This window comes from Sphingomonas sp. Leaf62 (genome assembly GCF_001421915.1).
GTDB lineage: Bacteria > Pseudomonadota > Alphaproteobacteria > Sphingomonadales > Sphingomonadaceae > Sphingomonas.
The window spans coordinates 1-20,776 of record NZ_LMLN01000029.1 but is presented as its reverse complement, the minus strand read 5'-3'; the positions used below and the strand labels follow the sequence as shown (position 1 = coordinate 20,776).

The following is a 20,776-nucleotide window of genomic DNA, read 5'->3' as shown; positions in this document are numbered from 1 at the left end:
GGGGCGTCGCCGCATACGCTGCCGTTGCGTTGCGCCGCCCTCCCCCTCCACCATGCTGCGCATGGTTCCCCTCCCCGCACAGCGGGAAGGATCAACTCGATGCCGGCTTTTCTTTGATCGAGGCGATGGTGGCGCTGGCGGTACTGGCGATCGCCACGGTAGGGCTGATCGGCGCGGTCGAGCAGCATATCGATTCGACCCGTGGCGTCGAACGCCGCGCGATTGCGATGTGGGTCGCCGAAAACCGGCTGGCCGATCTTGAAGTGGGGACGCCGGAGGCGAATGCGGACGCGGTGGACATGCTGGGACGGCAATGGAGCGTGGCGGTGAACCGGACCGCGACCAGCGATCCCGCGCTCGACCGGGTGACGATCACCGTCGCCCCGGCGGGCGAGGCAGCGCCGATGGCCCGGCTCGACGGCTTCCTGCGCAAGGACGCGGCATGATCGTCGTCGAACGGCTGCGCTGGCGCGAACGCTGGGTCGACTGGCTCGCCGCCGCCGCGATCGTGTCGGTCGCGTTCGCGCTGGCCGGCCTCGTCTGGCGGATCGCGGGCCATGCCGGCACCGGCGCGATCACCGTGCCGTCCGCAGCACGCACCCGCGCGGTCACCGTCGACACCGGCCCGGCGCTCGCTTGGGCACCCTTCGGCAGCCCGACCGCCGCCGACGCCACCAGCCCCACGGCCATCCAGGCGGTGTTGAAGGGCGTGGTCTTCGCCCGTCCCGCCGAACTGTCGATCTCGTTCGTGTCGATCGGCAACGAAGCGGCCAAGCCGTTCAAGGTCGGCGATGCGCTGGCCGGCGCGCAGGTGACCGAGATCCGCCGCGACCGCATCATCCTGAACAATGGCGGGCGGCTGGAATATCTCGCCTTCCCCGATCCGTTCGGACAGGCGACGCCGACCCCCGGTCAGGCGGCCCCTGCCCCCAATTTCACCGTACAGCCCTCCACCGCCGCAGCCCCGCCGCCGCCGCCCAGCGCGCAGACGGTGCTGTCGCGGCTGAACGCGACCCCGGTCGCCGGCGGCTATGCGATCGGTGCGAACCCGCCGCCCGGCATGCGCGCGGGCGACGTCATCCAGTCGGTCAACGGCGCCGCCCTGACCGATCCGTCGGCGGCCAACGCCGCCATCGCCAGCGCCGCCGCATCGGGGCAGGCCCAGGTCACCATCCTTCGCGACGGCAAGCCGAACACCGTCTCCATTCCCATTCGTTAGGGTCTCCCTCCGTGCGCCATCGCCTCGTTTCCGCGTTCCTGTCCCTCACGCTCGCCGCGACCAGCCTGTCGCCGGTCATGGGCCAGACGCAGGCGGCCGACATCGTCGTCAACATGCGCGGCGTCGAGATCGCCGACGTCGCCGATCAGATCAGCCGCATCACCGGCCGCACGCTGATCCTCGACCCGACGGTCAAGGGGCAAGTGACGGTCACCTCCGCCGAACCGCTGTCGCCGGCGGGCGTGTGGGAGCTGTTCCAGTCGGTGCTGCGCGCCAACGGCTTTGCGGCGGTCCGCTCCGGATCGGCATGGCGGATCATTCCGCAGGCGAACGCGGTGCGCGACGGCGGGGTGCGCGGGCGCGGCGTCGGCGGACAGGAACTGACCACGCGGATGGTGCGGCTGTCGAACGTCCCCTCGGCCGATGCGGCGCGGATCGTCCGCCCGCTGGTCGCCAGCTTCGGCAGCGTCGAACCGCTGACCCAGCCCAATGCGATCGTCGTCACCGACTATGCCGACAATGTCCGCCGGATCGAGGCGCTGGCCCGATCGCTCGACGGCGGCGGCGGATCGACCTTTGCCACGATCACACTGCAAAACGGCAACGCCGCCGATATCGCGACGGCGATGCAGGCGGTGCTGGGCGAAGGCGGCGCACGGGTCGCCGGTGACGCGCGCAGCAACACCATCCTCGTGCGCGGCACCCCGGCGGGCGTCGCCGAGGCGCGGCGCATCGCCCAGTCGCTCGACGCGCGCGGCAGCGGCACGACCCCCTCGACCCGCGTATTCCGCCTGAACTATGCCGATGCCGAAAGCGTGACGGAGGTCCTGCGCGGCATTCTCGGCCAGCAGCAATCGGCCTCGAACCCGGTCGCACGGAGTCTCTCGACCACCAGCCAGCGCAACAATGCCGGCGCGGCGCTGTCGGGCCTGATCGCCAATGGCGGCGCGAGCGCGGCGGGGATCGCCGCCGCGAACGGCGTCGGGACCGGTACAGGCGCCAGCATCAGCACGGTCGGCCAGAACGCGTCGACCACCCCGGCACAGGGCTTCACCACCCCCGACATCACCGTCCAGCCCGCCCCCGACATCAACGCCGTCGTCGTGCGCGGCACGCCCACCGCCATCGTCCAGATCGAACGGCTGATCCCCGATCTCGACGTGCGCCGTCCGCAGGTGCTGATCGAAGCGGCGATCGCCGAAATCACCGGTCAGGACGCCGAACAACTGGCGGTACAGATCGGCACGTCGGGCGCGGCGCTGACCCGCGTCGAAGGGGTTGCCACGTCGTTCGACAATGGCGGTGCATCGCTTGGCGGCATCCTGCGCGCGCTGGGCGTACCCGCCGGCAATCTGCTCGGCAACGGCATCAGCGGCAATATCGGCATCGGCAACGACTTCTCGATCCTTGTGCAGGCGCTCAGCCAGTCGACCAAAGCCAATCTGCTCTCGACCCCGCAGATCACGGTGCTCGACAACAAGCTCGGCGAGTTCGTCGTGGCGCAGGAAGTACCGTTCGTCACCGGATCGATCCTGACCGGCAACGGCACCGCCAATCCCTATACCACCATCGAGCGCAAGGACGTCGGCATCACCCTGCGCGTCCTGCCGCGCATCAATGCCGGCGACACGATCCGCCTCGAAGTCAGTCAGGAAGCATCCTCGATCGCGCCCACACAGGTCAGCGGCGCGGCCGACATCATCACCAACAAACGATCGGCCAACACCACCGTTCTTGCCGATAATGGCCAGACGATCGTGCTGGGCGGCCTGACCAGCGACGATTACCAACGCGTCCGCAGCCAGGTGCCGGTCCTCGGCGACATTCCGATCCTCGGCGAATTGTTCAAGGGCCGCAACGAACGCCGTGAAAAGCGCACGCTGTTCGTCTTCCTCAAACCCACCATCCTGCGCGACGGTGCCGACGCGGCGGCAGCGGCCAAGAGCCGCTACGACCGGCTCCGGCAGGAGGAAGTGCTACAGGGCGACAAGCGCAGCCTGCTGCTCAATCCCCCCGCCCCGCGCCTGACGATGGAAATCGACGGCATCTATTGACCGCACCCGCCGCCCGGCCCGGACCGATCGCGCGATTCGACCGGGCCGAGGGGTACCGTTATTAACGGGCGGGCGCGGCACGCGGTCCGATATCGGCGCTTTCCTACATCGCGCGATCCTGCGCAGGATCGACGGCCAGGTTCGCGCTCCTTGGCTGGTGCATTTGTCGATCCGCTTGGATCATCGGGACGGTACCGATTTTAGTCGGTGGCAAGGTGCGAGGAAAGCGCAATGCCGAAGCATCGTTCACGACGCGCAACGCCGCCACGGCGCTGAAATCGGTCCGCCGCGTCCGCAGTCGCCCGGTGCAGCGCTGGGTCGATGTACCGGAACCGCACTCGCCGCACGATGCGCACGAGTGTGACCTTTGTGACCTTTGAACGCGAAAGGGGCGGCGGCCTTTCGACCACCGCCCGCCCAGATATCTTAGAACCAAAGACTTACAGCGCGATCACGCCATTGTCCTCCTTGGTAATCACCACCGTCGCCGAGCGCGGACGGCTGCCCGCCGTCGTCGCCGGCCAGATGCTGGTGATGTTCGACAGGTTGCCGTTCTCACCGGGATGCTGGATGTTCACGAACAGCGACCGGCCGTCCGGCGTCGAATCGACGCCGGTGATCTCGCAGCCGACCGGCCCGACGAGGAAGCGGCGCAGCGTCGTGCCCGGTGCCTTGCCGATACGGGTCGTGGCGGTGCTGGTCGCCGACACGCCGGTATTGGTGATCGTGCGCGTGCCGCCGTCGCCGACGGTGCCCGGCATCGCCGCCAGCATCATGCAGTTGGTTACGTCGGTATAGGCACCGTCGTCGGTCTGGATCCACAGCACCGGCGTCACCTGTCCGCTGGCGTTCGATGCGCGGCCGAACCACAGCCCGTCCGGGCTGGAGAAGTCGTTGGTCGCGTCGAGGCTCGACAGGTTGATGTTGGTCGGGTCGAGGTCCGAACCGGCACCAAAGGCATAGACGTCCCACGTGAACGCCGTCGCTTCGGTCGTGTCGCCGCGCTCGCGCAGGCGGACGATATGGCCGTTGGCATTGCCGGTCGAACGCGTGCCGTTGGTGCGCGGGTCGATGTACGACCGCGGATTGGCGGCGTCGACTTGTGCCGGTGCGCGCGACGAGTTGTTGGTCAGCGTGCAGTACATCTCGCCGGTCGCTGGGTTGACCGCGGTCCATTCGGGACGATCCATCCGCGTCGCGCCGACCGCATCGCCGGCAAGGCGACAATGCGTCAGTACATCGGCCTGATCGGCAAAGGCATAGAGCGGGTTGGTGGCGGTCAGGCCGTTCTGCCCGAACACCAGCGCGATCCATTCGCCCGTGCCATCGGCGTTGAACTTCGCGACGTACAGCGTGCCGCTGTCCAGATACTTGTCGCCGATCGCAAGGCGGTTGGTCGCCGCCGCATCCGCCGCGACCCATGCGGTGTTCGACACGAACTTGTAGATATATTCGTTCTGCGCGTCGTCGCCCATGTAGAAGGCCGGCTTGACCCCGGCGAACACGCGGCCCGGCCATACCCCTTCGTGGTTCATCCGGCCGAGCGCGGTGCGCTTGCGCGGCGCGGCGGCCGGATCATAGGGATCGATCTCGACGCACCAGCCATATTGGTTCGGTTCGTTGCGGAAGTCGCCGGTGCCGTTGGCGGGCTGCGTGGCGTCGACGGTCGCGTTGAACTTGCGGATCAGCGTCTGGCCCGACACCGCCTCTGCCGCCGTGGTCCAGCTGTAATTGCCGCCGCGCAGCGTGTCGCCGCTCGCGGTGTTCAGGCCGTAGCGGGTGAACGCCTGCACCGCCTTCGTACCCAGCGCGGCCGCGCGCCGCACATTGTCGCCCGCGTCCCGCCGGAAATAGCCTGCCCAGTTTTCCTCGCAGGTCATGTACGTTTCCCACGGCATATGGCCGTTGGCGCAATTGTTGATCGTGCCGCGCCCGGCGGTACCATCGGTCGAATAGGCGGTGAACAGCAACGCGTTGCCGCGCACCGGACCGCTGAACGTCGTCGGCGTATAGGGCGTGATCCGGCGGTTCAGCGCCGACCCCTGCACATAGCTCCAGCCACCGGTCGACGCGCGGGTCACTTCGACCACCGACACGCCGTGGCATTCCATTTCCTTGACCACCTCGGCGGTCGGACGGACGCCGTTGACCGACGTCACGCCGTTCACGTGCAGATACTGTTCCGAGATATTCTCGTGGTTCATCACCAGCACGCCGCGCGTCGAATTGTTCGCGTCCTGCGCGGTGCCGCTGGCGGCGAGACCGAAATAGCTCATGCCGTCGTGATGATCGCCCGCGCGCGCCGAAAAGCCGGTATCGGTGCCGTTATTGGCATAGGCGGCCGTCGCGCTGTTGAGCGGATCGCCCAGCCGGTACAGGACGGTCGCGGTATAGCCCGCCGGAACGGTCAGCGCGTCGGCAAGGCTCTTGGGAACGGCGGAGAAGCCCAGCGTCGGCGGCGCTACCGCGACGGTGATGTCGGTGCTGCTCGACGCACCCTTCACGTCGGTCGCGGTGTAGCGGAAGACGAGGTTGGTCGTGGTCGATACCGCCGGGGCCATGAAGGTCGCGGCACCGGTGTTCGCGTTCGACAGGGTAACGGTCGGACCCGACACCTGCGTAAAGGCCTGGGTGACGATGGCGTTGTCGTCGGTAGCGGTGCCGGTCAGCACGACGACGCGGCCACCGGTGGTCGCACCGCTCGACCGGCCGCCGACGACCGGCGGGGTGTTGTCGATGCCCTCGACCTTGTCATCGCACGCGGCAAGCAGCGACCCGCCGAACACCGCGACCGCCGCGGTCGACGCGCCGCCGCGCAGCGCCTGCCGCCGCGAATAGCGCTGGTCGACCAGATCCTGCAGGCTCGGTCCGTTACTCAGATTCGTTTCGATATCGCCATCGTCGTATCCGATGGTCAGGTCGTTGTTCGCCATGAAAATCCCCGCAATCTGTCCCGGAAGCCGGCACCGCCGGCGTCTTCCCCAGCCCCTCGTTGGCGCAAAGCTGCGACACGGCGATTGCGGATCGAAGACGATCGCGTGGCGGAATGAAGACGGTTCCGTGACGGGGGTGCTGATCGACGACGCCGGCCCGATCCCGCTTGTCCACCGACCGCCCCCGGGCGTAGGAGCGGACCATGGCCGATCCCCGCCCCGCCAATGACAGCGCGCCCGTGCGGCCCAGCCTGTTCGACCGGGCGCTGGGCGCGGCGCGGCCGGCATCGCGCCCGCCGGTACCGGTCGATCCACCCCCGAAGCCCGCCGACCGGCCCCGGCCCAATCGCGCCGGCCTGATCCTCGCGCTCGCGATCGTCGCCACCCCGCTGCTGACGCTTGCCGGGGCGACGCTGATGACCGCGCACGTCCGGCGCGAGACCCGCGCCCTGACCGAACGGTCGGCACCGGCCGTTGCGGCGCGGGCCGAACGCGATCGTGGCCGCGCCGCGCTCGCCACGGCGTGGAATGCGCCGACGCTCGGCGCGACCGTGGAGGCGATCGCCCGCGCGCTGCCCAAGGATGCCGCGCTGCTGCGCGTCGAGCGCAACACCGGCCCGCTGACCATCGACGTCGCCGCCCCCGATCCCGATCGCGCCCTGTCGGCGCTCCGTCGCGATCCGGCGCTGGGCGGGCTGCGCGCCGTCGCGCAGAGCCGCGCCGATGGCGACGGGCGGATGCGGATCACGCTGGAACAGCCGCGATGACGCCGCGCCTGCCGCTGATCGCGCTCGGCATCGCCGCGCTGCTCGCCGTTCCGACCGCCGGCGCGCTCGACGATCTCGCGACCGCCCGTGCCGATCGCGACACCGCCCGCGCCGACGCGACAACCATCCCTGCAGCGGTCGCGGTCGCCGGTGCGGCCTTCCCCGCCGACAATGCCGCCGACGCCGCCCGCCGTCTGGCGGCCCGCGTCCGTGCCGATGCCGCGCGCGGCGGGGTGCTGATCGAAAGCCTTGCCGCCGATCCCGCCGCCCCCGCCCCGCTCGCCATCCTGACCCTGCGCGTATCGGGCAGCGAAAAGGCGCTGGTGGCGTTCGCCGATCTGCTCGAACGGGGCGGCCCGCCGGTGCGGATGGCGGCATGGCGACTTACCTCAGGCCCGGGCGGGGTGCAGCTCGACGCCCGACTGGTGGCCCCATGGCGGGGATGAGCATGCGCGACCATGGGCTGATCGCGACGGCGGCGCTGGTCGCGCTCGCACTGCCGCCATGGCTGTTGCGCGACACCGATCGCGGTGAGGCACCGGCGCCGGTGGTCGGGCCGCTGGCCGCCCCGGCCACCCCGCCGCCGCTGCGCGCCGCCTTTGCCCGGACGCTGTTCGCCCCGCCCGCCGCCGATGCGCTGCCCGATGACGCGCCGGTGTTGCTGGGCGTGGTCGGGCGGCTCGGCCGCGATGCCGTCGCGCTGGTCCGCGGCGCAGAGGGTACGCGCACCCTGTCGCCCGGCGATAGCGTCGATGGCTGGCAATTGCGCAGCCTCGCGATCGACGCCGCCTATTTCACCCGCGGCGGACAGACGGCGCGCGTACCGGTGCCCGGCACCGACGATCAGCGATAGGCGAGCCTGACCCGCACCTCGTTGCCGAGCGTCCGGTCGGCCAGCGGCGGCGCATAAGCCCTGCCGTCCCTCCACAGCCGAAGCGCCTGCGGCCCCGCCGGCCCGATCGCATCGGCGCTGGCGATCGGATGCTCGCTGGGATGGAACATCTGGAACCGCTTGCTCTCGCAGCCGCCGATCGCATCGATCATCCCGATCAGCGGCAACGCCAGCATCGACGCCTGTGCCTTGGCCATCGAAAAGATGACGCGGCATTCCATCCGCAGGTCGCCCAGCCGCCGGTCCCCCGCCGTCGTGCCGGTCGACAGGATGATCGGACGAAGCTCCATCCCCTGCGACTGCGCCGGCGCGGTCAGGAACCAGCGCCCTTCGGGCAGCGTCGCGAACACCATCCGACCCTCGCCGTCAACCGCGACCGGCAGTTCGCGGCCCGCCCCGTCACTCAGCGCCAGCGAAACGACCCCCGCCGGGATTCGCTTGCCACCGCGCCACAGTTCGAACCGCAATGCGCCGTTCGGGGAAAGTTCGGCACGGTCGGTGGCGAAGCGGCGTTGCGCGGCGCGCAATACCTTTGTGCTCAGCTTCAGCGGCTTGCCGGCGATGACGACGATGTCGGGACCATCGGGTTCGGCTTCCTGCGCGCCTGCCGGCACCACCGCTAGCATCGCCAACCCTGCCACCAACATCCGCATCGCAGAACTCCCGATCGTTTCGTGCGCGACATAACCTGCCGATTGCGGCGGCACCATGGTCACATCGCGACGATGCGCGTCGCCAGCCGCTCCGCCTCCGCCGCATCATGGGTAACGTACAGGATCGGCAGGCGCAGCGTGTCGCGCAGCCGTTCGATCGCGACCATTACCTCCTCGCGCCGCCCCCGGTCGAGCGACGCGAGCGGTTCGTCCATCAACAGGAACCGCGCGCCCGACAACAACGCCCGCCCGATCGCCACCCGCTTCGCCTCGCCGCCCGACAGCGTCGCGGGCCAGCGGTCGAGCAGATGCTCCAGCCCCAGCAGCGCGATCATGTCGGCATAGCCGATCGGCGGCTTACCCCGCCCCATTCCATAGCGCAGATTGGCCGCGACCCGGCGGTGCGGGAACAGGCGCGGCTCCTGAAACACATAGCCGCAGCACCGGTCGGGTACCGCGACGTCGATTCCGGCCGCGCCGTCGAACAGCGTGCGCCCACCGACCCGGACATGCCCCGCCGCCGGGCGCAACAATCCCGCGACCATGTTGAGCACGCTCGATTTGCCGACGCCCGACGGGCCGAACAGCACCGTCAGTCCGCTGTCCTGCCCGTCATCGGGCACGACCGCACCGATCACCGCCTCGCCCAGCCGGACGGTGACATCGATATCAAAGGACATGGCCGCCCCGACCACCACGCCGCGCCAGCCATTCGGACAGCACCAGCGCGATCAGCGACAGCGCCACCGACAGCGCAGCCAGCCGGACGACGCCGATCTCTCCGCCGGGCACCTGCAACGCGCTGTAGATCGCGATCGGCAGCGTCGCGGTTTCGCCCGGCACGTTGGATACGAAAGTGATCGTTGCCCCAAACTCCCCCAACGCGCGGGCGAAGCCCAGCACCATGCCGGCCAGCATGCCCGGCAGGCTGAGGGGCGCAGTCACCGTCCAGAAGACCCGCACGCGCCCGGCCCCCAGCGTCCGTGCGACGCTTTCCAGCCGCCGGTCGACGCCCTCAATCGACAAACGGATCGCACGGACCATCAGCGGCAGCGCCATCACCGCCGCCGCGATCGCCGCCCCGGTCCATCGGAACAATACGCTCACCCCGAACCATGATTCCAGCCAGCCACCGATCGGTCCGCCTCGCGCGAACGCCAGCAGCAACAGCCACCCGGTCACCACCGGCGGCAGCACCAGCGGCAGATGGACGACCCCGTCGAGCAGCACCTTTCCCGGAAATCGCCCGCGCGCCAACGTCCATGCCAGTGCATAGGCGACCGGCAGCGCCGCCAGCATCGCCACCCCGCCGATCTTCAACGACAACAGGACGATCGCCCACTCGGCGCTATCGATCATCAGCCGATCATCAGCGCGCGGAAAAGCCGTAGCGTTTGAAGATCGACTTGCCGGCCGGGCTGATCAGAAACCGGCGGAATCGCTCGCCGTCGACGTTGCGCGATGCCTTCAGCCGCGCGATCGGATAGACGATTGGCGGATGGCTCGCCGCCGGAAAGACGCCGACGACCCGCACCTTCGCCGACGCCTTGGCATCGGTGGCATAGACGATGCCGAGCGGCGCGACCCCGCGCTCGACCAGCGCCAGCGCGGCGCGAACATTCTCCGCACGCACCACCGACGGCGCGACGCCGGCCCATGCGCCGAGCCGGGTCAATGCCGCCTTGCCATAGCGCCCCGCCGGCACCGCATCGGGATCGGCCATCGCCAGCCGTCCGCCGTTCAGCGCCCGCGCCACGTCGACACCCGGACGCAACGCCACGCGAACCTTGCTGTCGACCGGCGCGATCAGGACCAGCCGGTTACCGAGCAAGTTAACACGGGTGTTCGGCGCAAGCAGTCCCCGCCGATCGAGATCGTCCATCCACACGACATCGGCCGACACGAACAGGTCGGCCGGCGCGCCCGCCGCGGCCTGCCGCGCCAGCGCCGAACTGCCGGCAAAGGACAGTGTCGGCCGGACATGGCCACGCCCGGCCCATGCATCCGCCGCCGCGTTCATCGATTCCTGCAGGCTGGCAGCGGCCAGCACCACCGGCGGCTTCGACTGGGCAATTGCGGTTCCTGCCAGCGTCAGCAGGGCAAACAGCCACAGGAACCAACGACCCATTCCAATCCCTTCAGGTTCCACAACGACCCATCCATTGCAGCCCATGGCCGCGACGGATCATCGGCATAGACCGGTCAGTCGCGCCCGGTCATCTGTCCTATGGCGCTGCGTCCGAACTGGGCGATCATCTCACCGACTTCGCGGGCCTGCGTCATCGACCGCGATCCCTGCTCGCGCATATATTCCGACTGGATCTTCATCACTTCGTTCAAGTCGCGGGCCTGCGCGGCTGCACGCATCGCCTTGAACGCTTCCTGCGTATTGGATTCGGCCTGCGACAGGATGGTCAGGCCGAGCTGCGATCCCTGTTCGGTCATCTGCGTGCCGGCCGCCTGCATCCGATCGCCTGCTGCCTTCATCTGATCGGTAGCCTGCTGCGCGCCGCCGAACGTTCGATCAGTGTCGGTCATGTCGTTCTCCATGTCGTAATGCCGAAACCGGCGTCCCGCCGACGTTCGAATCGGCCAAAAGTTCCAAGGCAAAATTCGATTCGAACCATCCATCACGAATCGCATGCAAAACGTTTGCAGCCAGAATCCGCGCTAATTTCGCTACGCCAAACGGGGGCGAAAAAAAATTTTCAGGTTGTCGGACCGCATTAACCACGCATTGCAGCTGCGAAGGCGCGCCAAAAATATCGTTCCATTTTGGCACGTGCGGTCGGAACGCAGTTTTTGCACTGCGCAAATTTCGTTGTGCAGTGCAGCAAACGCACGGTTTCTGCAGCAATTTTACGCCAAATCCGGGCAATCACAAATTTGCAATCGTCGCCGGTTTCGAACAATCTGTCCCAGACAAGAACAAGGAGGGCGAGGATGCACACCAAATATTCCGGGCGAGCGACCATCGCCACTATGGTCGGTATGGCCGCGATCGGCTGGGCCGGGGTCGCACTGACCGTCCAGATGGTGATGAGCGTTCTGGCGTAAGCCAGCACTGCCTACATCAAAAAGCGGCCGGTGCCCCCGTGGCATCGGCCGCTTTTATGTCGACTGTTGATGATCACCCCGACGGCGGTCGGGGCCGGGATCAGCTTTCGTCGCCCATGCGCAATGCGGCGATGAAGGCTTCCTGCGGGATGCTGACCGATCCGTATTCGCGCATCTTCGCCTTGCCCTTCTTCTGCTTGTCGAGCAGCTTGCGCTTGCGGCTGGCGTCGCCGCCATAGCATTTGGCGGTCACGTCCTTGCGCATCGCGCTGATCGTTTCGCGCGCGATGACCTTGCCGCCGATCGCCGCCTGGATCGGAATCTTGAACAGGTGGCGCGGGATCAGTTCCTTCAGCCGCTCGACCATACCGCGCCCGCGGACTTCGGCGGTCCCGCGATGGACGATCATGCTCAGCGCATCGACCGGCTCTTCGTTGACCAGAATGCTCATCTTGACCAGATCGCCCTCGCGATAGCCGATCTGTTCGTAATCGAAGCTGGCATAGCCTTTCGACAGCGACTTCAGCCGGTCGTAGAAATCGAACACCACTTCGTTGAGCGGCAGTTCATAGGTCGCCTGCGCCCGACCGCTGACATAGGTCAGGTTCAGCTGGATGCCGCGCCGGTCCTGACACAGCTTCAATATGCCGCCCAGATATTCGTCGGGGACATAGATCGTCGCCTTGATCCACGGCTCGCTGATCGTCTTGATCTTGTTGACGTCGGGCATGTCGGCCGGATTGTGCAGGTCGATCTCGGTTATGCCCGCCGGATCGGGATGGGTCAGTTCGATCTGATACACCACCGACGGCGCGGTCGTGATCAGGTCGAGGTCGTATTCGCGCGTCAGCCGCTCCTGAATGATCTCCAGATGCAGCAGGCCCAGGAACCCGCAACGGAAGCCGAAGCCCAGCGCGGCCGAGCTTTCCATCTCGAAGGTGAAGCTGGCATCGTTCAGCCGCAGCTTGCTGATCGACTCGCGCAGCTTGTCGAAATCGGCGGCATCGACCGGGAACAGGCCGCAGAACACCACCGACTGCACTTCCTTGAACCCCGGCAGCGGTTCGGCGGTCGGACGCTTGGCGTCGGTGATCGTGTCGCCGACCATCGTCTGCGCCACTTCCTTGATCTGCGCGGTGATGAAGCCGATCTCGCCCGGCCCCAAGTCGGGCAGCTGCTCGATCTTCGGCCGGAACGCGCCGACGCGGTCGACCAGATGCGTCGTGTCGGCGTTCATGAACTTGATCTGCTGACCCTTGCGGATCGACCCGTCGATCACGCGGATCAGGATGACGACGCCGAGATACGGATCGTACCAGCTGTCGACCAGCATCGCCTTCAACGGCGCGGCGGCATCGCCCTTGGGCGGCGGAATCTGTTCGACGATCGCGTCGAGGATCTCGTCGATGCCGATCCCGGCCTTGGCCGATGCCAGCACCGCGCGCGAGGTGTCGAGGCCGATCAGGTCCTCGATCTCGGCCTTGACCTTCTCGGGCTCGGCCGCAGGCAAATCGATCTTGTTGATGACCGGGATGATCTCATGGTCATGCTCGATCGATTGATAAACGTTAGCGAGCGTCTGCGCCTCGACCCCCTGCGCCGCGTCGACCACCAGCAGCGCGCCCTCGCACGCCGCCAGCGACCGCGACACTTCGTAGGCGAAGTCGACATGGCCCGGCGTGTCCATCAGGTTGAGGACATGGCCCTTCCATTCGAGCCGCACCGTCTGCGCCTTGATGGTGATGCCGCGTTCCTTCTCGATCTCCATATTGTCGAGCACCTGCGCCGACATCTCGCGCTCGGCGAGGCCGCCGGTCCGTTGGATCAACCGGTCGGCAAGCGTCGACTTGCCATGGTCGATATGGGCGATGATCGAGAAATTACGCAGTTTGTCGAGCGGAGTGGCCACGGTCACACAATCGGTAAGAGAAGGTCGTGTCCGCCCCGTAGCAGCTTCGCGCTCAAAGCCAAACAGCGCGGCGTACGAATCCCGCTTGCGGAGCCGGTGACCGCCCGCTATAGGCGCGCCTCCAAGCAACGGCGGGTGCCTCGAGCAGCCCGTCGATACTCCGTCGGGGAGTAGCTCAGCCTGGTAGAGCACTGCCTTCGGGAGGCAGGGGCCGGAGGTTCGAATCCTCTCTCCCCGACCAATTTCACTAAAGCGTTGTAGACGTCCTTCCCCCCTGAGGGAGCCCCCTACCCCCCAGAATGTCCTCTTCGCTGTACACGGCCGTACATGCGGAGAAGTATCCTAACCTCGCCCGCCGCGGACACCTGTTCTGCTGGCGTCGCAAAATCACTCTTCGCGGCACGATGATCGCGATCGGGTTGCCGCTGGGTACAGCAAATTTTACCATGCCCGCGGCATCGCCGAGCGCCTTGGGGGCGCTCTGGAGGATTTGCGTTTGGCGTACGGACGGCGTGGGTCCTCGACCGATGCGGCGACGCTGAAACGCATTTTCCTGGATGCGATGCGCGGGCAGTCGGACCGCATACTGCAAGCCAGATTGGCAGCACCGACCCTGTAGCTGGCTCATGATGGGTCGCGCAGCTTTCCGAACGCCCTTGCGGAAAGCGGTCATCTGTTCAGCAGAAATGAGCCCGGTGAGGCGATCGGTTCGGCAGGTCGATTGTGCCGGCACGAAGACCGAAACCGCGACCTGCACCGACCTCAACGATACCGGTATAGCCGCAGGCGGTAGGCTTTCCGGTCCGCAGCATCGGTCGAGAACAGGCGCAGGCCCTGTCCTTGCCCCGTCTCGTCCCCATTTAGCCGGCGACCGGTCCGCGGAGCGCCGGTGACACCGAGAAACTGTTCATCGACACTCTCGATCCCGGCGGTCGGCGCGCCCGGGCGGTCGGTCGTGAAGGACAATTGCGTGTCGCCCGCACCGACGACGGTGAACTCGTCAGGTCCGGTCTGCAGAAACATCGCCGCTACCCGGCTGAGCGGATCGAGCTTGCCGTCGGGACCGGTCGCACGCTGCACGTCGACCAGATAGTCGCCGATCCGCCCGCGACCCGACCGCTGGGCGCCGCCTTCGAGGATGACGGTCGAGATCGTGCCCTTTGCCTGAGCGTCGAGGATGCGCGGGGCCAGCGGAGCGAGCAGGCCGTAGAGATGCGCCATCGCCGGATCGCCTTCGCCCGCCGCCTGCAGCCCGATACTCGCATCCCCCTGAAGCACCACGCCCTCACCGTCGATGCCGAAGGGGGAAAAGCCGATCGCCCCGAGCGACCCGTAGCTATAGAGTGCGTTCGCCGCGCCCGCAGGACCGCCGCGCGCCTCCGGCACCAGCAGCGGATTGTCCGGCCGCGCATATTGCGACGCCCAGTTCACATAGTCCTCGAAATAGATGTCGGGGGCGAGGAAGTCGAGCGAGGGCGCACCCGCCTTGTAAACGTCGATCGCGAAGGGCAGCGGACCGCCGGAATTATACTGGCCCGGCTGGTAGTTCGGCCGGATCAGCGCTGCGTTGGTGAACATCGGCAGCGCGTATTCGGCCTTACCGGCCGCGGTGACCTTTTCGATGAAGGTCGCATAGTGCCATGCCATGAACAGCGATTCCGTCATGCCGGTGTCGCCAAAGACGTCGCGCCACGTCCCCGCCCCCCGGCCGCCGGCCTGCTCCCAGGCGGTGCGCAGTTCGGGGTGAATACGTGTCCGCTTCGCGGCGAGCTGCTCCATCAGCACTGCCGGGACAGGACCGGCGAACGCCGCCTCGGCGGCAGGCGAATGATCGCGTGACTGCGGGATGACCCCGACCTCGTTCTCGACCTGTACGGAGATCACCGTCTGCTGCGCGCCGTCCATGGCCTTCAGATGGCGCATCAACCGGGCGAATGCCCGTGCATCCGCATCGCGCGCCGCGTCGGAAAAGGCGGACAACCGCTCGGTGCCGCGCCCATCGGCGGTCAGCACGCGTGCGAAACGGGTCTGGTCCCGCTTCACCCAGGCGGGGACGTAGCTGGAATACGTGTTCTTCCACGCGCCGAACCAGAGCAGCACGACCTTCAGGTCGTGCGTGCGGGCACCGCGCAACAGCCCGTCGAGCAGCGTGAAATCAAACTGTCCCTCGACCGGCTCGATCGTCTCCCATGCGATGGGCACCAGCACCGTGTTGAGGTTCATCGCCTTCAGCTTCGGCCAGATCGGCGCCATGTACGCGAGATCGCTACTGCTCGAATTATGGATCTCTCCGCCCAGCATGAGGAACGGCTTGCCCTGGACGACGAGCTGCGTGGCTTTCCCGCGCTGTTCGAGGCGTGGCGGCGCCGGATCGCGCGCCTGCGCGACGACTGCGACCGGCGAGAGGGCGAAGAGCAGCGCGGTTACCAAGAAGAGCAGGCGCATTGGCATTTCCGATCGCGAGAACATGGCCCAACCGCCCCTAAAAGAAGTGGGCCGGTCGTGAAGACCGGCCCGAGCAGGCCTTTGGGGAAGGAAGGAAAGCAAACTCAGAATCTGCCGCGTACACCGAGCAGCAGCGTCCGGCCGGGGTTGTATTCGTTGAAGGTCGCGTTCGGGAACTGGAAGTAGCTCGCCTGGGCTTCCTTGGTGATGTTGATGACGTTGACCACCAGGGTGGGCAGATAGTCGTTGCCGAGGATCTTGCCGAGGTCGACATTGCCCGAGAAATCGAGCTGGCCGTAGCTGCGCCCGAAGATCGCGGCATTGGTGATGCCGTTCTGGTTCAGTCCGGACTGCTGCGACCCTTCGTTATAGGTATAGGTCAGCCGTGCCGACAGGCCGTTGCCTTCGTAATAGCCGGTCAGCGTATAGGTGGTGGGAGCGACGCCCAGCGCGATCGCCGGTGCGCCGGTGCCTTCGCCCTTCTGGTCGATCAGGGTCAGGTTGCCCTGCACGCCGAACCCTTCGACGCCGATATGACGCGTCAGGAAATCGAGCGGCTGGGTGATCTGGAACTCCAGCCCGTTGACCTTCAGCTTGCCGTCGGCGTTGACCTGCTGCTGAATCTGGATCGGCACCTGTTCGGGCGTGATGCCTGACGGACGCGCCCGGTCGAGCAGTGCCTGCTGCTGCGCCTGGGTCAGCGACGAGAAGGTGATGCCAAACGGTTCGAGCGTCGAGAAGGGCACGGTGGTCACGCCGTTCACGGTGAAGCCGGTGATCGACTTGCGGAACGCCGCGAACGCGATGACGCCTTCGCCCCCGGTGTAATATTCGAAGCCGAGGTCGATATTGTCCGAGATATACGGGTTGAGCGCGTTGTTGCCGAGGGTCCCGACGTCCGCCGATGGCTGGATGAAGCTGGCGCCGGGCAGCAACTGGTTCGGATCGGGCCGCGTCATCGTTCGTGAGATCGAGCCGCGTGCCACCGCCTTGCGCCCGAAGCTGTAGGCGATGCTCGCCGAGGGCAGGAAGTTGGAATAGAGCCGGTTCGTCTCGGTGAAGTTGACGATCGGGGCGTAGCACGACCCATCGAGCGCGAAGGTCGGGCTGGTGCCCGGGCAGGTCACGCCGCCCCGCGTGTTGAGCGGATTGGGGATGGTGGTCCGGCCGCCGACGATCTGTTCGGTCCGGACATAGCGCACGCCGCCGTTCAGGCGCAGCGTGTCCTGATCGCCGATGTCGAACACGCCGTTCGTCTCGACGAAGGTGCCGGTCACCTTTTCACGGATCAGGCCGCCGTTCGCGCCGCTGCTGCCCGAACCCGTTTCGGTCGCACCGGCCAGCAGTGCGTCATAGCCGGTCGCGGCCTTCACCTTGTTCCAGTCGACGGTAACATAGCCGTTGTCGCCAGGCAGCAGGAACGACGGCACGGCGGCGGTCGGGATCAGCGAACCGCGATAGACCAGTGGCGCGCCGCCCAGCGTCGCGGCGGTGCCATAGGCCGGATAGGTCGGATAGCCCGCCGGCGCGACCGTGCCGGGCAGGTTCGCGCCATCGCATATCGGCTGGCGGTTCGGGCCGGGCAGCACGACGCTGGGGTTGTTGCCGCAGATCGCGGCCTGCCACGGAATGGTGTTGTCGAACGGCGTGATCCGGCGCTTGGTGTCGTCATAGGCGCCGCCGACGCGGACGCTGAACTTCGCCTCGTCGCCGAACAACAAGCTGCCGCGGATGCCCCGCGTCTCGGTCGCGCGCTCCTCGCCGTTCAGGTTGACGCGCCCGCCGCCGGCCCAGCCGAAGTTGCGCGGATCGTTCAGGTCGATGTTGGTGGTGATCGACGGGATGCCGCCGTCGTTCCTGTAGGTGACGGTCGTGCCGCTGCTCGGCGGGGTAATGACGAGGAAGGTCGGGCTTTCGCGGCGGAAATTGCTCCTGGTATAGTTCGCCTGGAAATCGCCCTTGATGAAGTCGTTGACCACGAACTCCACGCCGGGGTTCACGCCCCAATAATCCTGCGTGTCCTTGTACGGGCGATATTCGAGGAAGAACTGCGCGTTGGCATAGGTGCCGCCGGTGACGGTGCAGCCGACCGAGCAGCTGGTCTGATCGTAGGTGGTGTTGAGCGGGATCGCAGCGCCGTTGCGCACCGCCCAGTTCATCGCGGTCCGGGTGAACTCGGTATCGCGCTTGGCATACATCCCGTCGACGTAGAAGTGCAGCGCGTCGCTGGGCCGCCATTCGAGGCTGACGAGGCCGTTATAGCGGGTGCGTTCGCCGATTTCGGTGCGTGGCCGGCCAAGACGCGGCAGGATGCCGTTGTCGATCTGTTCGATCGTCGCGCCGGGATTGTTGCGCAGCAGGAACGCCTGATCGATGACGGTGCCGGGAACGAGGCCGTTGCCGGCATTGGCGGGCACGGTGCCCGGAATGGTGAAATTGCCGCCGCCGGTCGCGTTACGGGTCGCGCTGCTGCTCTGCGCCGCGGTCAGGTTCGGGTTGGTCCAGCCTACCGTCTCGAACCCGTCGACGCGGAACTGGTTCTTGACCGCCGCCCCGCCGACGAGGATGCCGAAGTCGCCGAAGGTCGCGCTGGCGAGCACATGGCCGCGATAACCCCATTTGTCGGCGCTGCTGACCTTCGACCCCTGCAGGCCATAGCTGACATAGGGCTTTGGATTGTCGAACGGACGCGCCGACCGCAGGTTGACCGTGCCGGCGGCGCCGCCCTCGATCTGGCTGGCGGTGGGCGACTTGCTGACGGTCAGCTGCGTGAACAGCTCTGTCGGGATCAGGTCGAGATCGACCTCGCGGTTGGTGCTTTGCGCATCGAAGCGGACCGAGGCGATCGCGACCGGCGCACCGTTCAGCAGCACGCGGGTGAAGTTGGTGCCGAGGCCACGGATCGCGACGTTCGCGCCTTCGCCGGTGACTTCGCGGCTGATCGTCACGCCGGGGATGCGGTTGACCGATTCGGCGATGTTGGTGTCGGGGAACTTGCCGATATCCTCGGCGAAGATCGTGTCGGTGAAGCCGATCGAGTTCCGCTTGGCGTTCGTCTGGCTGGTCAGCGACGCGCGATAGCCGGTGACGACGATGTCTTCGTTGCCGGTGGCAGAGGGATCGACAGTTTCCTGCTCGGGCGCGGCCGTACCGGTCTGGGCTAGTGCAGGCGACGCGGCGGTCGCGATCAGCAGGAAAGCAGTCGATGCGCGCAGTTCGCGCAGGAAGACGTCGCCAAACATACCCTTTTCCAGCTCCTATGCCGGCTCACTCCCGGAGCCGTGCCTTGATAAGTTATGGTAGCGGTAACGAACTCGCTGTCAACCAATTTGTCTGGCTAATTTATCAGGCCTATTTGACGAGCATCCGGCCGCGCAGTTCGGCGCTTCGCTGGCGCACGGCAGCGAGTTCGTCGCTTTCGGTTTTGGCCAACAGATGATCGATGACAGCGTCGAGATGATCCCGCATCGCCTGCCGGGCATGATCCGGGTCCTTCGCACGCAGGGCGTCGAACACGGTGCGATGCTCCTCGAGGCGCAGCAGCTCGTCGCCACCACGTGCGCGCTGATGGATCGTGCGTGCCAGCGGACAGCGGTCGCGCATGTTCCACAGATCGGTGACGACGCTCACCATCGCGGCGTTGCCGGTCGCCTTGGCGATGCAAAGATGAAATTCCCGATCCGCCCGTTCGCTGGCTGCGATGTCCTTCTGCGTCATCACGTCCAACAACGCCTGTAGCTCGGCGAGTTCATCGGCCGCGATCCGTTGCGCCGCCAGCGCCGCTACCTCCGCCTCGATGCTCCGCCGCGCCTCAAGTAGCTCGAATGCGCCGATATCGAGCGCGGCGACCCGGCCATTCAACGCCGATGGCGCAACGACGTAGATCCCCGAGCCTTTCCGGATTTCGACCACACCCATGATTTCAAGTGCGACCATCGCCTCGCGTACGGTAGCCCTGCTTACTGCAAGGCTCTCGGCCAGCTCGCGCTCGGTTGGCAGGCGAGCACCGATAGGAAAGGTGCCCGCATTCATTTGAGCCACAGCGAAGTCGATCACGCGCCGATAGAGTTTTTCAGCCTGGGCCATGCTTTTCCCTTTTACGAGCAAGCGACTAGCATGACGGCGGGCGAGCGCTAACCCAATTTCGGTTCGGTCGATCGGCTCGAAGTGGCAATTGCCTGCTCTTCAGAAAACCGGGGCAGATGAAGGGCGCGTGGAACGGCCCATGAGCTCCATTCGATAGCAGGCTTGGTGATCTGCCCGTTCTACGCATCGTGGACAAAGGGTAGCCATCGAACACGCCCGTCGTCGCACAGCGACGATAACGGCGGAACACGCTATTCCACTTCCCGTATGCTAGCTGGTCTTGCCCCTTATCGCGTTATCCCTCGCGCTGAGACAACGCTCGATCCATGCAGCGCGGAGTTCTCATTGTCACCACAGTGATCTTCGTGGCTCAACGATTGCCCTTTTGCCTTATCCGCTGGCGGGTCGGAGAGAAGGGTGCACGCTCATCGGTCTGTTCGTTGTGACCGGGCAGTGGTATATCGCAGGATCGATGGTCGTGCTTGGCAGAAGCATGCTTATCGGCATCGGGCTGTTTCAATCGAGATCGAAATGGCGCTGCGCTCCAGTGCTGGTGTATTGATAAATCGGGTTACCAAACGGCATATGGTGAGGGGCATCTCGACAATGATTGATCTATTGCCTCTCGTTTGAGACCCGATTCCGGTCATGGCGAACGCTCGCCCGATCCAACCGCCATAGGCGTCGGTTCGCACGTTTGGACTTGCCCCGGAAAAGTGGAGAGTTCTCCTTAAGGTGAAAGGCGAACTCGATGACGAAGC

Annotated in this window: 17 protein-coding genes and 1 tRNA gene; 7 read left to right on the top strand and 11 right to left on the bottom strand. The window is 66.4% G+C overall.

Annotated elements, in window-relative coordinates; translation table 11 throughout:
- From gspI to gspD, 3 genes are all read left to right on the top strand, one after another.
- A partial coding sequence (gene gspI, locus ASE91_RS14535; protein WP_235530500.1) for a type II secretion system minor pseudopilin GspI occupies positions 1-446 on the top strand: 446 nt, incomplete at its 5' end.
- The gene (locus tag ASE91_RS14530; protein WP_056627298.1) at positions 443-1,219 is read left to right on the top strand and encodes a type II secretion system protein N; all 777 of its coding nucleotides are present in this window, start codon (positions 443-445) and stop codon (positions 1,217-1,219) included. The genes gspI and ASE91_RS14530, both read left to right, overlap by 4 nt.
- 11 nt (positions 1,220-1,230) lie before the next feature.
- Positions 1,231-3,273 carry a type II secretion system secretin GspD gene (gene gspD, locus ASE91_RS14525; RefSeq protein ID WP_056627294.1) on the top strand — a complete coding sequence of 681 codons (2,043 nt, stop codon included), beginning with the start codon at positions 1,231-1,233 and terminating at the stop codon, positions 3,271-3,273.
- Positions 3,274-3,713: 440 nt separating this feature from the next.
- Here the strand turns inward: gspD and ASE91_RS14520 are convergent, their stop codons facing one another.
- Entirely contained in the window at positions 3,714-6,206 is a 2,493-nt protein-coding gene (locus ASE91_RS14520) for a PhoX family protein (RefSeq protein WP_056627291.1), read from the bottom strand.
- Positions 6,207-6,409: 203 nt separating this feature from the next.
- On the opposite strand from ASE91_RS14520, the gene ASE91_RS14515 reads away from it, so the two are divergent.
- The 3 genes from ASE91_RS14515 to ASE91_RS14505 are packed head-to-tail and all read left to right on the top strand — an operon-like array spanning position 6,410 to position 7,826.
- Positions 6,410-6,973, top strand: a complete 564-nt coding sequence (locus tag ASE91_RS14515; protein WP_056627288.1) for a hypothetical protein — start codon at positions 6,410-6,412, stop codon at positions 6,971-6,973.
- Positions 6,970-7,419 carry a hypothetical protein gene (locus ASE91_RS14510; protein WP_056627286.1) on the top strand — a complete coding sequence of 150 codons (450 nt, stop codon included), beginning with the start codon at positions 6,970-6,972 and terminating at the stop codon, positions 7,417-7,419. Before ASE91_RS14515 ends, ASE91_RS14510 begins: the two co-directional genes overlap by 4 nt.
- Complete coding sequence (locus tag ASE91_RS14505; protein ID WP_235530499.1) at positions 7,407-7,826, top strand: hypothetical protein; 420 nt, start codon at positions 7,407-7,409, stop codon at positions 7,824-7,826. Before ASE91_RS14510 ends, ASE91_RS14505 begins: the two co-directional genes overlap by 13 nt.
- Here the strand turns inward: ASE91_RS14505 and ASE91_RS14500 are convergent.
- The 7 genes from ASE91_RS14500 to lepA form a co-directional block, all read right to left on the bottom strand.
- Positions 7,817-8,518, bottom strand: a complete 702-nt coding sequence (locus ASE91_RS14500) for a hypothetical protein (RefSeq protein WP_156357864.1) — start codon at positions 8,516-8,518, stop codon at positions 7,817-7,819. The two genes, ASE91_RS14505 and ASE91_RS14500, sit on opposite strands and share 10 nt — an antisense overlap.
- A gap of 59 nt (positions 8,519-8,577) precedes the next feature.
- Positions 8,578-9,198 (bottom strand): ATP-binding cassette domain-containing protein, encoded by a 621-nt coding sequence (locus tag ASE91_RS14495; protein WP_056627580.1) that lies wholly within the window; start codon positions 9,196-9,198, stop codon positions 8,578-8,580.
- Positions 9,188-9,877, bottom strand: a complete 690-nt coding sequence (gene modB / locus ASE91_RS14490) for a molybdate ABC transporter permease subunit (RefSeq protein WP_056627277.1) — start codon at positions 9,875-9,877, stop codon at positions 9,188-9,190. The genes ASE91_RS14495 and modB overlap by 11 nt, the downstream gene beginning before the upstream one ends.
- 10 nt (positions 9,878-9,887) lie before the next feature.
- The gene (modA, locus tag ASE91_RS14485) at positions 9,888-10,646 is read right to left on the bottom strand and encodes a molybdate ABC transporter substrate-binding protein (protein ID WP_056627275.1); all 759 of its coding nucleotides are present in this window, start codon (positions 10,644-10,646) and stop codon (positions 9,888-9,890) included.
- 74 nt (positions 10,647-10,720) lie between these two features.
- A complete protein-coding gene (locus ASE91_RS14480) occupies positions 10,721-11,056 on the bottom strand; it encodes a phasin family protein (protein WP_056003017.1) in 336 nt (111 codons plus the stop codon).
- 188 nt (positions 11,057-11,244) lie between these two features.
- Positions 11,245-11,583, bottom strand: a complete 339-nt coding sequence (locus ASE91_RS20715) for a hypothetical protein (RefSeq protein ID WP_235530498.1) — start codon at positions 11,581-11,583, stop codon at positions 11,245-11,247.
- Between the two features lie 92 nt (positions 11,584-11,675).
- Positions 11,676-13,484 (bottom strand): translation elongation factor 4, encoded by a 1,809-nt coding sequence (gene lepA / locus ASE91_RS14475; protein ID WP_056003014.1) that lies wholly within the window; start codon positions 13,482-13,484, stop codon positions 11,676-11,678.
- A 164-nt stretch (positions 13,485-13,648) separates the two neighbouring features.
- Here lepA and ASE91_RS14470 point away from each other — a divergent pair.
- Positions 13,649-13,725, top strand: a tRNA-Pro gene (locus ASE91_RS14470).
- 521 nt (positions 13,726-14,246) lie between these two features.
- Here ASE91_RS14470 and ASE91_RS14465 read toward each other — a convergent pair.
- The 3 genes from ASE91_RS14465 to ASE91_RS14455 all read right to left on the bottom strand — a co-directional run bounded on the left by ASE91_RS14465 (position 14,247) and on the right by ASE91_RS14455 (position 20,015).
- The gene (locus tag ASE91_RS14465) at positions 14,247-15,929 is read right to left on the bottom strand and encodes a GH35 family beta-galactosidase (protein WP_056627272.1); all 1,683 of its coding nucleotides are present in this window, start codon (positions 15,927-15,929) and stop codon (positions 14,247-14,249) included.
- A 104-nt stretch (positions 15,930-16,033) separates the two neighbouring features.
- A complete protein-coding gene (locus ASE91_RS14460) occupies positions 16,034-19,171 on the bottom strand; it encodes a TonB-dependent receptor (protein WP_056627267.1) in 3,138 nt (1,045 codons plus the stop codon).
- A 109-nt stretch (positions 19,172-19,280) separates the two neighbouring features.
- On the bottom strand, positions 19,281-20,015 hold the full coding sequence (locus ASE91_RS14455) for a FadR/GntR family transcriptional regulator (RefSeq protein WP_056627264.1): 735 nt from the start codon (positions 20,013-20,015) through the stop codon (positions 19,281-19,283).
- Positions 20,016-20,776 lie beyond the last annotated feature (761 nt).

Coding starts and splice junctions, on each gene's coding strand:
- ASE91_RS14530 (WP_056627298.1), top strand. CDS start 443: ATGATCGTCGTCGAACGGCTGCGCTGGCGCGAACGCTGGGTCGACTGG.
- ASE91_RS14495 (WP_056627580.1), bottom strand. CDS start 9,198: ATGTCCTTTGATATCGATGTCACCGTCCGGCTGGGCGAGGCGGTGATC.
- modA (WP_056627275.1), bottom strand. CDS start 10,646: ATGGGTCGTTGGTTCCTGTGGCTGTTTGCCCTGCTGACGCTGGCAGGA.
- ASE91_RS14520 (WP_056627291.1), bottom strand. CDS start 6,206: ATGGCGAACAACGACCTGACCATCGGATACGACGATGGCGATATCGAA.
- ASE91_RS14455 (WP_056627264.1), bottom strand. CDS start 20,015: ATGGCCCAGGCTGAAAAACTCTATCGGCGCGTGATCGACTTCGCTGTG.
- ASE91_RS14515 (WP_056627288.1), top strand. CDS start 6,410: ATGGCCGATCCCCGCCCCGCCAATGACAGCGCGCCCGTGCGGCCCAGC.
- ASE91_RS14510 (WP_056627286.1), top strand. CDS start 6,970: ATGACGCCGCGCCTGCCGCTGATCGCGCTCGGCATCGCCGCGCTGCTC.
- ASE91_RS14480 (WP_056003017.1), bottom strand. CDS start 11,056: ATGACCGACACTGATCGAACGTTCGGCGGCGCGCAGCAGGCTACCGAT.
- ASE91_RS14505 (WP_235530499.1), top strand. CDS start 7,407: ATGGCGGGGATGAGCATGCGCGACCATGGGCTGATCGCGACGGCGGCG.
- ASE91_RS14500 (WP_156357864.1), bottom strand. CDS start 8,518: ATGCGGATGTTGGTGGCAGGGTTGGCGATGCTAGCGGTGGTGCCGGCA.
- ASE91_RS14460 (WP_056627267.1), bottom strand. CDS start 19,171: ATGTTTGGCGACGTCTTCCTGCGCGAACTGCGCGCATCGACTGCTTTC.
- ASE91_RS14465 (WP_056627272.1), bottom strand. CDS start 15,929: ATGCGCCTGCTCTTCTTGGTAACCGCGCTGCTCTTCGCCCTCTCGCCG.
- modB (WP_056627277.1), bottom strand. CDS start 9,877: ATGATCGATAGCGCCGAGTGGGCGATCGTCCTGTTGTCGTTGAAGATC.